Source organism: Flavobacterium sp. FlaQc-47 (assembly GCF_044006475.1).
Lineage (GTDB): Bacteria > Bacteroidota > Bacteroidia > Flavobacteriales > Flavobacteriaceae > Flavobacterium.
Genome location: NZ_JBIPCQ010000004.1, coordinates 261902 through 277555 on the forward strand (window position 1 = coordinate 261902; position 15654 = coordinate 277555).

At 33.4% G+C, this 15654-nt stretch carries 14 protein-coding genes; 10 read left to right on the forward strand and 4 right to left on the reverse strand.

Annotated elements, in window-relative coordinates:
• The first annotated feature begins 4 nt into the window (after positions 1 to 4).
• Positions 5 to 1399 (forward strand): RagB/SusD family nutrient uptake outer membrane protein, encoded by a 1395-nt coding sequence (locus ACHRVX_RS14350; protein ID WP_395333347.1) that lies wholly within the window; start codon positions 5 to 7, stop codon positions 1397 to 1399.
• Positions 1400 to 1469: 70 nt separating this feature from the next.
• On the opposite strand, the gene ACHRVX_RS14355 is transcribed toward ACHRVX_RS14350, so the two are convergent.
• Together ACHRVX_RS14355 and rocD are read right to left on the reverse strand one after the other, a co-directional pair.
• Positions 1470 to 1931, reverse strand: a complete 462-nt coding sequence (locus tag ACHRVX_RS14355; protein WP_395333349.1) for a DUF1810 domain-containing protein — start codon at positions 1929 to 1931, stop codon at positions 1470 to 1472.
• A gap of 417 nt (positions 1932 to 2348) precedes the next feature.
• A complete protein-coding gene (gene rocD, locus ACHRVX_RS14360; protein WP_395333351.1) occupies positions 2349 to 3602 on the reverse strand; it encodes an ornithine--oxo-acid transaminase in 1254 nt (417 codons plus the stop codon).
• Positions 3603 to 4383: 781 nt separating this feature from the next.
• Here rocD and ACHRVX_RS14365 point away from each other — a divergent pair.
• From ACHRVX_RS14365 to ACHRVX_RS14390, 6 genes are all read left to right on the forward strand, one after another.
• Positions 4384 to 4836: an Lrp/AsnC family transcriptional regulator gene (locus ACHRVX_RS14365; protein ID WP_395333353.1), complete on the forward strand. Its 453-nt coding sequence runs from the start codon at positions 4384 to 4386 to the stop codon at positions 4834 to 4836.
• 168 nt (positions 4837 to 5004) lie between these two features.
• On the forward strand, positions 5005 to 5865 hold the full coding sequence (locus ACHRVX_RS14370; RefSeq protein WP_395333355.1) for a cyanophycinase: 861 nt from the start codon (positions 5005 to 5007) through the stop codon (positions 5863 to 5865).
• Positions 5866 to 5867: 2 nt separating this feature from the next.
• Positions 5868 to 8069 carry a penicillin acylase family protein gene (locus tag ACHRVX_RS14375; RefSeq protein ID WP_395333357.1) on the forward strand — a complete coding sequence of 734 codons (2202 nt, stop codon included), beginning with the start codon at positions 5868 to 5870 and terminating at the stop codon, positions 8067 to 8069.
• Between the two features lie 98 nt (positions 8070 to 8167).
• Positions 8168 to 8941 carry a dienelactone hydrolase family protein gene (locus ACHRVX_RS14380; RefSeq protein WP_395333359.1) on the forward strand — a complete coding sequence of 258 codons (774 nt, stop codon included), beginning with the start codon at positions 8168 to 8170 and terminating at the stop codon, positions 8939 to 8941.
• A 162-nt stretch (positions 8942 to 9103) separates the two neighbouring features.
• Entirely contained in the window at positions 9104 to 9340 is a 237-nt protein-coding gene (locus ACHRVX_RS14385; RefSeq protein ID WP_395333361.1) for a hypothetical protein, read from the forward strand.
• Between the two features lie 144 nt (positions 9341 to 9484).
• Entirely contained in the window at positions 9485 to 10501 is a 1017-nt protein-coding gene (locus ACHRVX_RS14390) for a M28 family peptidase (RefSeq protein ID WP_395333363.1), read from the forward strand.
• Positions 10502 to 10799: 298 nt separating this feature from the next.
• Here ACHRVX_RS14390 and rho read toward each other — a convergent pair whose 3' ends face one another.
• Entirely contained in the window at positions 10800 to 12713 is a 1914-nt protein-coding gene (gene rho, locus ACHRVX_RS14395) for a transcription termination factor Rho (protein WP_395333366.1), read from the reverse strand.
• A gap of 183 nt (positions 12714 to 12896) precedes the next feature.
• On the opposite strand from rho, the gene ACHRVX_RS14400 reads away from it, so the two are divergent.
• From ACHRVX_RS14400 to ACHRVX_RS14410, 3 genes are all read left to right on the forward strand, one after another.
• Positions 12897 to 13310 (forward strand): DUF4293 domain-containing protein, encoded by a 414-nt coding sequence (locus tag ACHRVX_RS14400; protein ID WP_395333368.1) that lies wholly within the window; start codon positions 12897 to 12899, stop codon positions 13308 to 13310.
• Positions 13311 to 13477: 167 nt separating this feature from the next.
• Positions 13478 to 14140 carry a response regulator gene (locus ACHRVX_RS14405; protein WP_395333370.1) on the forward strand — a complete coding sequence of 221 codons (663 nt, stop codon included), beginning with the start codon at positions 13478 to 13480 and terminating at the stop codon, positions 14138 to 14140.
• 44 nt (positions 14141 to 14184) lie between these two features.
• Positions 14185 to 15099, forward strand: a complete 915-nt coding sequence (locus ACHRVX_RS14410; RefSeq protein WP_395333373.1) for a sensor histidine kinase — start codon at positions 14185 to 14187, stop codon at positions 15097 to 15099.
• Positions 15100 to 15105: 6 nt separating this feature from the next.
• Here ACHRVX_RS14410 and ACHRVX_RS14415 read toward each other — a convergent pair whose 3' ends face one another.
• The gene (locus ACHRVX_RS14415; RefSeq protein ID WP_395333375.1) at positions 15106 to 15600 is read right to left on the reverse strand and encodes a metallophosphoesterase family protein; all 495 of its coding nucleotides are present in this window, start codon (positions 15598 to 15600) and stop codon (positions 15106 to 15108) included.
• Positions 15601 to 15654: the final 54 nt, after the last annotated feature.

Genomic DNA, 15654 nt, shown 5'->3' on the forward strand with positions numbered 1-15654 from the left:
CAAGATGAAAGCAAATAAAATAATTTTATATCTATTTTTCGCCGTGCTTTTTGCAAGTTGCGAAAATGAACTGGACATTGATCCTAAACAAACCGAAGATGCTTCGGTCACTTTAAGTACAGAAGCCGGAATAACTAATATACTTACAGGAACTTATGCGCTGGCAGCAAATGGAAATGCGTATGGCGGAAGAATTTTAGTCTACGCGGATTTATTAGGAGTCAGTGGTGCACTAACTACGACAGATCTTAGATGGAGAGGAACTTATGGTGAATTACGACAAATGTATATCAAGAATATGCAATCTGACAATGTGATTATTGAAGGTACATATTCAAGATGTTACGAGATCATTAACGCCGCAAATACTGTAATTGAAAACGTAGATAAAGTAAAAGATCCAACGAAACAAGCGACTATGATTGGTGAAGCCAGCTTTTTAAGATCATTAGCCTATTTTGATTTGGTTCGCTTTTTTGCAAAACCCTATGTTAGCGGTCAGCCAAACACGCAATTAGGAGTTGTAATCAGACCTAATGCTATTTATAATTTTAACGTCGATCTTTCAAAAGAAAGAAGTACTGTTGACGAAGTTTATAAAGTGATTATTGATGGCTTAAATGTAGCCTACACCAATTTGCCCGATGAAAATAGTTTTTATGCTGATAAATATGCCGCAAAAGCATTATTAGCCAGAGTTTATTTGCAACAAGGTAATTATTCTGAAGCGAGAGATGCCGCAAATGATGTTATAGAAAATAGCGGACACGGATTATCAACAACTTATGCAGGTGCTTTTAATCATGATACTGACCAGACAGAAGATATATTTTCGATCCAAATTACAAAACAAACCGGATTAAATGATGCCAATACTTTTTACGAATCTGAAAATAATGGAGGTCGTGGCGGAGATTTTTCTATAAGAGATCATTATTTAGAAAAATTTAGCGATCCGGATGACAGAGCAAACTTCAACTACGAAAATGATGCAAACGGCAGAATATTAACCTCTAAATTCACCAATCAATTTGCTAATATTGGACTTATTCGTTTAGCCGAAATGTATTTAATAAGAGCCGAAGCCAATTTTATGGAAGGAACGGCTATTGGGAATACTCCGCTTGACGATATAAATATTATCAGAACAAGAGCTAAGGCAGATAATTTGGCGGCAGTCACAATTGATGATATTTTATTGGAACGAGAATTAGAACTGGGAATGGAAGGATTTTTGATCCATGATATTAAAAGAACAAAACGTTCTATTGATATTAGCGAAGATGGAGACGGATCTGATTTACTTTTATATGATGCCAATAATCTCGTATTTCCTATTCCGTTAAGTGAAACTGATGCGAACAAAAAAATCACTCAGAATCCCGGATATAGTAATTAAGAAATAACCTAAAAAGTAAAAAGCCATTCCGATCTTAACGGAATGGCTTTTTTTCTTTAGAAATTGAAATTTATGATAATGCTTCAACAGCTGGCGACATTACTTGTGAATCGATCACAGACAAAGTAAGTTGGTCAGAATATCCTAAGAAAAAGGTATCTAATACTTCCTGAAATATAGGATTAGCTCCTTCAACCTGAGAAAACAACGTCATTGACGAACATAATTTACGAGCTCCTAAATCTCCTAAAATACCTTCGGCAGATTTTCTTTTAAAAGTCAATAAAAGTTGTGAAATCTCAATTAAATGTTTCGCTAAAATAGGATGATTAAGATATTCTTTAGCTTCATTAAGATCAGCAATTGCATAATATTTTGAAATATTACTTGTTCCCAATCCTTTTATTTGTGGAAAAATAAACCACATCCAGTGTGTTTCTTTTTTCCCTTTTTTAATTTCGGCAATAGCAGTCAGATAAAGTTTATTCTGCGCATCTAAAAAACGTGTTATATCATTATTTGAGTAAGCCATTATTATTAGAGTTGTATTTATAAAAATTAATAAAACTGTGTTTTTGTTGTGTTTTATCTCTATTTGAAATTAAATAATCCCTTTTTCGAATCAATTTTATTTCGTTTTTAAAGACATTCAAAACTACTTCCCAACTCAGCAAAAAAAATTATAGAATTAATTCAGTTTGTTATATAATTCATGGACTTGGGAATTTGCAGTCTCAGTTTTCAGTCTCAGTTTACAGTTTCTTAACAGGGACTGAGACAGAATACTGAGACTGGGACTGGGACTGAGACTGAAAACTGAAAACTGAGACTGAGACCGAGACTGACACCGACACCGAGACTGAGACTGAGACTGAGACTGAGACTGAAAACTAAAAAAAAAGCTGTTCATCCCTGAACAGCTTTTTTTAGTTTAAATATTTTAAAAAAATTAGTCTCTGAAATCGTTTAATGATTTCTCGATAATTTCCAGGCATTCGTGAATTTGAGCTTCCGTCATTACTAATGGCGGCGCCAGTCTGATTTTATTACCGTGAGTTGGTTTTGCTAATAATCCGTTATCTCTGAATTTCAGGCAAATTTCCCATGCAAGATCTGAATCTTCTCCACAATTAATAACAATAGCATTCAGTAAACCTTTTCCGCGAACTAGTGTAATTATATTATTTCTCTCAGCAATTTCGTTTAGACCTTTTCTTAAAATGATTCCCAAACGTTCTGCATTTTCAGCCAGATTTTCATCTTTTATTACTTCAAGTGCAGCAATGGCAACAGCTGCAGCAACAGGATTTCCACCAAAAGTCGATCCGTGTTGACCCGGTTTAATCACATTCATAATTTCGTCATTACATAAAACAGCCGAAACAGGATAAACTCCGCCGGAAATAGCTTTACCTAAAATTAAAATATCAGGCTGAACATTTTCATGATGAACCGCTAATAATTTCCCGGTACGGGCAATTCCCGTTTGAACTTCATCAGCAATAAACAACACATTATGTTTCTCACACAATGCTTTTGCTTGTGCCAAATATCCTTCAGACGGCACATAAACTCCTGCTTCTCCCTGAATTGGTTCAACCAAAAATCCAGCTATATTTTTTGATGATTCTAAAACCTTTTCAAGAGCTTCAAGATTATCGTATTCAATTTTTATAAATCCTTCTGTAAAAGGTCCGAAGTTTTTACGGGCACTTTCATCATTAGAAAATGAAATAATTGTCGTCGTTCTTCCGTGGAAATTATTCTCACAAACAATAACCTGCGCCTGATTCTCCGGAATACCTTTTACTTCATAAGCCCATTTTCGACATACTTTAAGCGCAGTTTCAACGGCTTCAGCACCGGTATTCATTGGCAAAACCTTATCAAAACCAAAATATTTAGTTACAAACTCTTCATAATCACCTAATTTGTCATTATAAAAAGCACGTGAAGTCAAGGTCAGTTTTTGCGCCTGATCAATCATTGCTTTCACAATTTTTGGGTGGCAATGTCCTTGATTTACCGCAGAATAAGCCGATAAAAAATCATAATATTTTTTTCCGTCAACATCCCAAACATATACACCTTCTCCTCTTTCTAAGACAACAGGAAGTGGATGATAATTGTGAGCACCGTATTTATTTTCTTTTTCAATCAAAACTTCTGATTTTGACGATAGGGATTTTTCAGTTTGAATCATGATATGTTTATTTAAAAAGCAAAAGTATCAAAAATTATTATATATACGACCAAATTATATAATTTTGACTTTTAAAATGATTTATTTAAGTCAAATATATTTTTTAATTCATTAAAAATAACAAATTCAACTTTAGAGAAATACAGATGTTCTGATGTTTATTTTAAATAATTACTTTTATGAATTATAAAAATCTTTTTCAGTGAATTGAATTGGTGTAGTCCCTACGGGACAAAATCATGTGGGGTATCTCTTTTTTTTACCAATATTTAATTCCTAACGGAATATTTTTAGAATTAAAACATGACGAATATTGTAGGGTAAATATTGAAAGCATCAATAAAAAAATATTCCGCCAGGAATTAGATTATAAAATTGACGAACTTGTAAAATGTTCCGTAGGAACTACACATTTTCACCACAAAAAAACATTAAATTAGAACACAATTAAATGAATAAATATATTTGCCAAAAATATTCCGTTAGGAATTAAATCCTGATAGAAAATTAAATATTGTAAAAATAATCGAAACCTTAAAAATGTCCCTTAGGGCAATGTCATTAAGTTAAAATTTTTCAAACTATATTTTCAAGTAAAGTGTAGGTTTGAATTGCCTCCAGCTTTAGCTGGAGTTTAAATAATCAATCTGAATGGCTTTAGCCAAAATGTGTGATTTGGCTAAAGCCACATTATTGTACATATTAAACAACTCCAGCTAAAGCTGGAGGCTAGTCAAAAGCTTAACAACAACATCTGTAAAATCACAACACAATTAAAAGAATGGATATATTAGACGAATTTGATATTAGCATCATAAAAGAATTAGAAAAAGATGGCAGAATGGCGTTTTCTGCAATTGCTGCTAATTTGAAAATATCAAACACTATGGTGCATCAGCGCATTAACCGAATGACTGAACAAGGTATCATTAGCGGAATTAAACCTATCATTCAGGAAAAGAAAATTGGTTATGACTGGGCTTCATTTACAGGAATCACCTTAAATAAGGATTCTGATTCTGACCGAATTATCGAAGCTTTAAAAAATATTCCCGAAATTACGGAATGCTATTTTGTAACGGGTTCGTTTACATTATACATCAAAATTATTGCAACAAATCATGAACATATGCGACGAATTCTTTACGAAAAAATCGATAGTATTCCAGGAATTGCAAAAACCGATTCGATTATTGAATTAGGTTGCGCCTTCAAGCGAAATATTACGTTATAAATTTAATTTGAACACATAGAAACATAGTTTTTAGCACTTAAAAAAGGCATTACACTTAAAGTGATACACATAGCTATGTGATAAAATCAAGATTTTTTTTAAACTCTTTTTAAATTAGATCTTATATTTATTTTTTTTAGCATTCAGTTTTAATTTTAATCTTACGATATGAACAACATAAATTCCGGGTTTTCTTTTGCTAAAATTACTATAAGTTTATTTCTGCTGATTAGTAGTTTTTTAAATGCCCAAACTCCAAAAGGGAAATTGTTTATAATTGGCGGCGGCAATCGATCTGATGAATTGATGCAACAGGTTTTAAGCGTAGCCGAATTATCTAAAAAAGATTATATCGCGGTTTTACCCATGTCAAGCGAACAACCGGATAGTTCGTTTATCTTTTTTAAAACTCAAATGTTGAAATTAACGGCGAACCCAATTGTGATGCTTAATTTTAATCGTGAAACTGCTCAAAATAAAACTTTAGCAGATTCTGTGCAAAAAGCAAAACTCATTTTTATAACTGGCGGTGACCAGGTTCGCTTTATGAATGTGGTTCAAAATACGCCTATAAAAACAGCGATACAAAAAGCATACGAAAACGGAAGTACCATTTCCGGAACCAGCGCCGGAGCAGCTGTAATGTCAGAGAAAATGATCACAGGAAATCAGAAATTACAAAAACAATATTCGGGAACTTTTGATAATATCCGATATGATAATCTGGAAACATCCGAAGGTTTAGGACTTTTAAAAACCGCTATTATCGATCAGCATTTTTTAAAGAGAAATCGTTACAATCGTTTGCTTTCTGCTTTAGTTGAATTTCCTGCTTTAACCGGAATTGGAATCGATGAAAGTACTGCGATAATTGTACGGAACAATCAAATTGAAGTTGCCGGAGAAAGCGAAGTAATTGTCGTTAGAAACCCCAAAGGGATTTTGAAATCCAAAAAGAATAATCTGATTTCCATCGAAAATCTTCAAATGAGCATTTATACTGCTGGACAAAAATTTAATATCAAATAAACATGTTCGATTCCCTCAAAATATTAAAATTAACTCTTTTTATTTGTTGCATTAATTTTCAGATATCTGCACAAAAAATAAACATAAAAGAAGTCAGTCGTTTAGAGAAATTAGCGCAGCAAGTTTCAATCATTCGGGATAAATGGGGAATTCCTCATGTTTATGGTAAAACTGATGCCGATGCTGTTTTCGGATTATTATATGCACAATGTGAAGATGATTTTAAACGAATTGAAATGAATTATATCGAAAAACTCGGTCGCCTTTCAGAAATAAAAGGACAATCGGTTTTATATAATGATTTAGAAATTCGCCTTTTAATTGATACTGAAGAAGCAAAATCAGATTATAAAAAAGCCCCGCTTTGGCTCCAAAAACTTTTAAATAGTTATGCTGATGCGATCAATTTTTATTTATACAAACATCCGGAAGTGAAACCGGCACTTTTAACGCATTTTGAACCGTGGTTTCCGTTGCTTTGGACAGACGGAAGTATTGGCGCCATAAGTACCGCTGATCTTTCAACCGGAGAATTAAAAGCTTTTTATTCCGGCAATACTGACAAAGTCGCTTATGTAGAACGAGAAAAAAATGTTCAGACAGGCTCAAATGGTTTCGCTTTTTCACCTTCAAAAACAGCCGATGGAAATGCCATTTTATACATTAATCCGCATACTACTTTTTATTTCAGACCTGAAGTTCAAATTACAAGTGAAGAAGGTTTGAATGTTTACGGAGCTGTAACCTGGGGACAATTTTTTATCTATCAGGGTTTTAATGAAAATTGCGGATGGATGCATACCTCATCAAACGTTGATGTTGCCGATATGTACGCAGAAAAAATCACTAACAAAAACGGAAAGTTATTTTATGAATTCGATAAAAAGCTTTTACCTGTTATCGAAAAAGAAATCACGATAAATTATACTGAAAACGGGAAATTAATTGCGAAGAAATTCAAAACTTATTTTACCAACAACGGTCCAATTATGGCAAAACGTGACGGAAAATGGATCAGTTTAAAATCCAATAATCGTTCTATGACAAGTTTGATTCAGAGTTGGGTCAGAACCAAATCTACCAGTTTTGAAGACTATAAAAAAGCGATGGATTTAAAGGCAAATACATCCAACAATACGGTTTACGCAGATAGTAAAGGGAATATCGCCTATTGGCACGGTAATTTTATTCCGATTAGAGATAAAACTCTAAATTGGTCAAAAGTAATTGACGGCTCGATTTCATCAACACAATGGAAAGGTTTGCATGAAGTTAACGAAACCGTTCATATCTACAATCCAATAAATGGCTGGTTGCAAAATTGTAATTCCACACCCTATTCTGTAGCTGGGGAAAATAGTCCGAAAAGAGAAAACTACTTGCCGTATATGGCGCCGGACGGTGAAAACTTCAGGGGAATTAATGCTGTTAGAATTTTCAGCAAAGGAAATAAATATACTTTGGATAAAGTAATCGCGGATGGTTATGATACTAAATTATCGATTTTTGAAATTTTGATTCCGAGTTTAATTGAGGTTTTCGAAAAAAATATAAAATCCACAGATCCGGAATATGCTGAATTAATGGAACCAATTTCTGTACTAAAAAATTGGGATTATTATGCCCGGGAAAATTCGACAGCCACCACATTAGCCATTGAATGGGCGTATAAATTAGATCCAATTATTTTAAAGGCCTATATTGATGAAGGAGAATTAGATCAGGTTGAAAACACCAAAAAATTTGCTGAAAACGCAACAGTAAAGCAACTAATCCCTCAATTACAAGAAGTTATAAAAGATTTAAATTCAAAATGGGGAACATGGAAAGTGGCTTGGGGAGAAATCAACCGTTTTCAGCGTTCCAGCGGAGATATCGATTTAAAATATGACGATTCTCAACCTAGTTTACCCATTGCTTTTGGTCCGGGTTCGTGGGGAAGTTTGCCTTCTTTTAAAAGCAATTATCAAAATGGCTCAAAAAAGCGTTACGGTTATAATGGCAACAGTTTTGTTTGTGCAGTTGAATTTGGTCCAAAAATAAAAGCCAAATCATTATTGGCAGGCGGAAATAGCGGTGATTCGAATTCAAAACATTTTACAGATCAGGCTGAAATGTACCAAAAAGGACAATTTAAAGATGTTTTATTTTATAAAGAAGATGTAATTAAAAATGCTGAAAAAACATATCATCCCGGTGAATAATTTTTAGCTTGTAAATAACGCAAAAACCTCGGAAGAAATGTCTTTCGAGGTTTTTTTCTAACATAATATTTCTGATATTTGTTTAAAATTGTATTACTATGAAAAATTCGGCTCTACTTCTATTTGCTACCATACTGTTTTCTAACACTATAAGCGCACAATTAAAAACGGTAAAATACACAGACGGTTCTCAGGCACTAAATGGTTTATTTGTAAAATCAGCTAAAAAAAGCAGTCAAAATCCTGGTATTTTACTTTTACCTGCCTGGCTTGGAATTGATAAAGCCTCAAAAGACATTGCCGAAAATTTATCAAAACTAGGTTATAATGTTTTCATCGCTGATATTTATGGCGAAGGAAATTACCCTGCAAATACTACCGAAGCCGGAAAACAAGCCGGATATTATAAAAAAAATCACGAAATCTATCAAAAACGTATTAACGCAGCTTTACAGGAATTAGTAAAATCCGGAGCAAATGCTGATAATATTGTGGCTATTGGATATTGTTTTGGAGGAACCGGAGTTCTTGAAGCAGCCCGCGGACACTTGAATGTAAAAGGTGTTGTTTCATTTCATGGCGGTTTAGGCAAAGATGCTGCTCGTCCGGTTGAACCTATTACCGCTAAAGTTTTAGTTTGTCATGGTGCTGATGATCCATTTGAATCTAAAGAAGAAATTACTGCCTTTCAACAAGAAATGCGCGATTCAAAAGCTGATTGGCAAATGATTTATTATGCAAATTCAGTACACTCTTTTACAAATCCTGAAGCCGGAAACGATAATTCAAAAGGTGCAGCATACAATGCAGTTGCAGCAAAAAGATCATTTGATCATTTACAGCTTTTCCTGAATGAGGTTTTGAAAAAATAATAGCCCGCAGATTTAGCGGATTAAACAGATTAACGCAGATTTTAAATTAAAATTCGAGGTAATTAGTGCAATTCGTGGCAAAAAAAATAGCCCACAGATTTAGCGGATTAAACAGATTGACGCAGATTTTAAATTTAAAATTCGAGCTAATTCGTGCAATTCGTGGCAAAAAAAATAGCCCACAGATTGGACGGATTAAAGATATTGACGCAGTTTTTAAATTTAAAATTCGGGCTAATTCATGCAATTCGTGGCAAAAAAAATAGCCCACAGATTGGACGGATTAAACAAATTGACACAGATATTAAATTAAAATTCGGGCTAATTCGTGCAATTCGTGGCAAAAAAAATAGCCCACAGATTCAACGGAATAAACGTATTGGCGCAGATTTAAATTAAAATTCGAGGTAATTCGTGCAATTCGTGGCAAAAAAATAGCTTACAGATTTAACGGATTAAACATATTAGCACACATTTTAAAATCTATTTAATTCTATTTTTACTAATTATATATTCTACCTATTTATCAACTTATATTACACAATGAAAAAAATTTTAATTCTATTAATAATCGGTTCTGCTTTTTCTTGCAAAAACACACAATCGGTTGTATCAAAAGACAATTCAGATCCAAGCAAATACATTAAATTAATTTCTGAAAAAGACTTAAAAACGATGTTATACGTTGTTGCTTCTGACGAAATGGAAGGCCGCGAAACTGGTTCTAAAGGTCAAAAAAAAGCGGGTCTTTATATGATCGAACAATACAAAAAAAGCGGCGTTTCGTTTCCTAAAGGCGCCACTGATTATTACCAGCATATTCCTGCAGCTTTCCTAAACGCAAAACGCAATGAGAATTTACCGGATTCTGAGAATATCTGGGCATATATTGAAGGTTCTGAAAAACCTGATGAAGTTTTAGTAATTTCTGCTCATTACGATCACGTAGGAATTAAAAAAGGTGAAGTCTATAACGGGGCTGATGATGACGGGTCCGGAACTGTAGCGGTAATAGAAATGGCAAAAGCCTTTGCAAAAGCTAAAAAAGACGGGCACGGACCAAAGCGTTCTATTCTTTTCCTGCACGTAACGGGCGAAGAACACGGTTTACACGGTTCACGATATTATTCTGAAAATCCATTATTTCCTATCGCCAACACTATTGCCGATATTAATATAGATATGATTGGTCGTCGCGATGTTGAACATGCGCAAACAAACAATTATGTGTATGTAATTGGTGCTGACAGATTATCTACAGATTTACATAATATTGTGGTTGCACAAAATGAAAAATATGCAAAAATAGATTTAGATTTTAAATTTAATGATCCTAAAGATCCAAATCATTTTTATGAGCGTTCTGATCATTACAATTTTGCAAAATTTGGAATCCCTGCAGTTTTCTTCTTCAACGGAGTTCACGAAGATTACCACCAAAAAGGTGACGAACCTCAAAAAATTGAATACGACGCTTTGACTAAAAGAACTCAATTAGCTTTTTCTGTTGCCTGGGATTTAGCAAACAGAGAAAACAGACCGGTAGTGGATAAAAAGTAAGCTTTTTTAAAGTTGCTAAGGTTCTGAGAGACTAAGATTCTAAGATTTTTTTAGACTTAAGTTTACATAATATTGTCATTTCGACGGAGGAGAAATGACATCCAGAGAGCGACGTATTATATGTCTTCACTTTATGTGATTTCTCCCCCGTCGAAATCACACAACTTTGAAGATTAGCAAATAAAAAACAAAAAAGGGATGAGTTTTTAAAACTCATCCCTTTTTTTATATAATTTAGTTTAATCTCAAAGAAAAAAAACTTAGAACCTCAGCATCTTAGCAACTTAGAACCTTCCTCCTAGTCATTCATAGAAATCAAAAACTCTTCGTTATTTCTTGTTTTCTTGAAACGTTCGTTTACAAAATCCATAGATTCTACCGGGTTCATATCTGATAGATATTTACGCATAATCCACATTCTTTGTAATGTTTTTTCGTCTAATAATAAATCGTCACGACGTGTACTTGACGAAGTAAGATCAATAGCAGGAAAAATACGTTTGTTCGCAATTTTACGATCTAATTGTAACTCCATGTTACCTGTACCTTTAAATTCCTCAAAGATAACCTCATCCATTTTTGAACCTGTTTCAGTCAAAGCAGTTGCTATGATACTTAGTGAACCGCCATTTTCTACATTTCTTGCCGCTCCAAAGAAACGTTTTGGTTTTTGTAATGCATTTGCATCAACACCACCACTTAAAACTTTTCCTGATGCAGGCTGAACGGTATTATAAGCTCTTGCTAAACGTGTAATTGAATCTAATAAAATAACAACATCATGACCGCATTCTACTAAACGTTTTGCTTTTTCAAGAACGATATTCGCAATTTTTACGTGTTCTTGTGGCTCTCTGTCAAATGTAGAAGCGATAACTTCTCCACGAACGCTTCTTTGCATATCTGTAACCTCTTCCGGACGCTCATCAATCAAAAGAACGATAAGATAAACTTCAGGATGATTTGCGGCAATTGCGTTTGCAATGTCTTTTAACAACATTGTTTTACCCGTTTTTGGTTGCGCGACTATCATACCACGTTGTCCTTTCCCTATTGGAGAAAACAAATCGATAATACGAGTGGAAACCGAACTTCCTTTTTCGGCTAATTTGAATTTTTCTGAAGGAAAAACTGGCGTCAGGTGCTCAAAAGAAACTCTGTCACGAACCACTTGCGGATCGTGACCATTGATTTTAAGTACACGAACTAATGGGAAAAACTTTTCGCCTTCTTTAGGAGGACGAACCACTCCTTTTACAGTATCTCCGGTTTTAAGACCAAATAATCTGATTTGTGACGTTGATAAATAAATATCATCGGGAGAGGCTAAATAATTATAATCTGACGAACGTAAGAAACCATAACCATCCGGCATCATTTCAAGAACACCTTCACTTTCGATAATTCCGTCAAATTCAAAATCGGAATCTCTGAAATTATTCTTTTTATTTTTATGGTTTGGATTTTGATTCCCGTTACTCACATTTCCATTTGCATTTCCGTTTGGATTCTGATTTGGATTTGGATTCGCATTCCCATTTTGGTTCGGATTTGCGTTTTGGTTGGGATTCTGGTTTGGATTTTTATTTTGGTTCGGATTTACCTTTTTTATTAAAACCGGTGCTTCTGTTTTTTCAGCCGTTGTAGTTTCTGCTACCGCTTCACCATCCTGAACTGGTTCTTTTTCAGCTTCCTTTTCTTTTTGCAAAGCGACTTTTTTCTCGTAAGCTGATTTATTAAATTTTACGATTTTTGGTCCTTTTTTCTCTACTGCCGGATTCTCTGGAGTTACCTGAACTTCTGTAGTTTCAGTTCCTTCATTTTCTGCAACTTCCTTCGTCTCTGCAACTGCTTTAATTGCGGGAGTTTTACCTTTAGGAGTTATTTTTGCTGCCGGAGTGATTTTTGCTGCTACCGGAGTTTCCGTTTTTTCCGGAGTTTCTTCTACTGAATCAAATTCTAATACTGGAGCATTTTTACTGATAGCCGCTTTTTTCACAGGAACAATTCTTGCTCTTTTAGGCTTATCATCAATGTTTTCTGTTTCGGTTACAGCACTAGCTGGTGGTGCTACAGTTGTTTCCTGATGTGCTAAGATCTGGCTTATTAGAGCGTCTTTTTTAACACCATTAAACTTTATAGTTTTAGCTAACTTAGCTATTTCTTGAAGCTCAGAAAGCTTCATTTCTTTTAATGCAGAAATATCAAACATGAATGTTCTATGAATTTAATTATTTTAACGGAAATACTGTAAAAAGAATAGGTAGATATTTTTTTTCAATTGACCGCAGTATGAAGTGCTTACGGTATTATGATGCAATAATACGAATAAATTTTAATCATACAATAGTATTTTAAAAAAAGAAAATATATTTTTGTAAAACAATTTTATACCATGATACAACGAATTCAGACGATATATTTAATTCTTACCTTTTTAATCACAGGCGTTCTGGTGTTTTTTATTCCGCTTTGGACATTAAATAACGGGAAGGACTTTTATTTTATGCAAGATCAGTTTTACACCATCTTGTTCGGATTAAGTACTATGTTAACTATCATAAGTATCATTTCATACAAAAAAAGACAAAATCAGTTTGTAATGGGCAGACTGAACATAATATTAAATTTAATTTTATTAGGATTGTTTGTATATCGTTCTCTAAATTTATCTGGAGAGACACTTGCTGTTTCAGAGAAAGGTATTGGGATGTTTCTGCCAATTGTTGCTATCGTATTATTAGTATTAGCTAATAAGGCCATCAAGAAGGATGAAGATCTCGTAAAATCTGTAGATCGTTTGAGGTAAACCTATAAACTTAAGTTTTTTGTGCGAAGAGAACCCGAATTTTATAATTCGGGTTTTTTTGTGTCTTTATTTTTTTTCCGATTATTACAGAACCGTTAAAACAAGGATTTAAAACGAACTTTGTAAGATATTTTTCATAATTTTACAACCTAAGTTCCATACCAATCATGACACAAAAAATAAGGATACATCTTGCTGATGACCATCAGGTACTTATCGATGGTCTTACCAATTTACTGCAAACTGTAGATAACTTTGAAGTAGTTGGTAATTCATTAGATGGAACTTCAGTTTATGATGATGTCATTAGTAACAATGCCGATATTTTAGTTTTAGATATTAGCATGCCAAAAAAAGATGGCATTGATGTATTAAAAGATTTTAGCAAAAAACAATTCCCTTGTAAAGTAATTATATTATCAAGTTATGATGATTTAAAAATCGTAAAGGAAGTAATGAAATTAGGGGCTAAAGGTTATCTCACAAAAAAATGCGCCGGCGAAAACATAATTGAAGCTATAGAAGCTGTTTATCAGGGGCAGGAATATTTTTGTGATGCCGTAAGAGACAAAATCTTTAACAGCTTTATGCATAATAATCCTAAATTGAATAAAAACAATTATGTTAAAAATCCCGTTTTAAGTACCCGCGAAATCGAGATTATCAAATTGATCGCACTAGAATATAGTGGTAAACAAATAAGCGAAGAACTTTTTATTAGTATGCATACTGTTGAATCACACCGAAAAAACATCATGAAAAAATTAAACATTACAAGCACAATTGGACTTGTAAAATATGCGCTAAAAAACGATTTAATAAATGCTTAGTTTCACTTTAAATTCAAAATCCTTCAAATAATTAAAATTGATTTATGCGTTTAATTAAAGTTTTCATATGGTACTTTTTTTTATCTTCTTTAAGCAGCAGCACTTTATCAGGTCAGCAAAAATTCGCTGTATCCACACAACAATCCAATAATTCAAGTCAAAAAAATACTCTTCCTGAAGTTAGAAATTTTGAACAATTAAAGAGCAGAGAAATTGTCAGCTTGTGTATTGTCCTTATTATAATGGTATTTTTTTTACTATTTTACTTTCATGAGAATAATAAGCTCAAACAAAAAATTAAGCGAAAAGATACCAAACAAAAAATATTCCTTGATATCATCAACGCAGGAATTGATACCCAGGAAATAGAACGTAAAAAAATCGCCTCTTTTTTACACGATAACATCAACTCTTTATTATCATCTGTTGGTTTGCATTTGAATACTTTTACAGCGCAAAACGATATAAAATCTGAAGAAATCCAGAAAGCAAAAGCTATTTTACAAGAGGCGCACGACCTTTTGCGTGATATGTCTCACGACTTAGTACCGTCACTTTTGGTCCGTTTTGGTTTGATTTATGCCTTGGATGATTTATGCGAAAGAAATTCTAATTCTAATACAAAATTTGAATTTTCAAGCAGAATTTTAACTGATAAACGGTACGGTGAAAAATTTGAAATGAAAGTTTATTTTATTATTTCAGAATTATTCAGCAATATCATCAAACACAGTGGCGCAAAAAAAGCAGAAATTTCATTGCATGAAAAAGAGAATCAACTTATTATGATCATTAAGGATAATGGTAAAGGTTTTAAAACCGAAACATTAAATGAAGCCGAAGGTTTTGGTTTAAACCGAATTAGGGCAAGAATTAAAAAATACAAAGGAAGTCTGGAAATTAAATCAAATGCAGATAAAGGAACTTTGATTAAAATTAAAATCCCTTTACCGCATTAAATAAAATTATTTCTTTCCTATTTCAACAATTTCCAGGTCTTTTATTTTGTCATCATCTATTACAAATCGCAACATGGTTCGTACCTGATGAAATCCGCTTTTTCCAGCCGCACCGGGATTCATATGCAATAGATTTTTCTTTTTATCAAAAATTACTTTTAAGATATGTGAATGTCCGCAAATGAATAATTTAGGCGGATTCAAAGCCATTTCTTCTCTTATTGCCGGATTATACTTCCCCGGATAACCTCCAATATGAGTAATCCAAACAGAAACATTTTCGCATACAAACCTATTGTGCAAAGGAAATTCCAAGCGTGCTTGTGCATCATCGATATTTCCGTAAACACAACGTAAAGGTTTTAGCTTTTTAATTGTATCAGTAACATTCAAATCTCCAATATCTCCGGCATGCCAAACTTCATCGGCCTGATTTACATATTTTAAGATAGTATCATCAATATGACTGTGAGTATCTGAAAGGAGGAGGATTTTTTTCATTCTTTTTTGAAAGTTCTAAGATTCTAAGTTGCTGAGATTTTTTCAGCAGGCTCA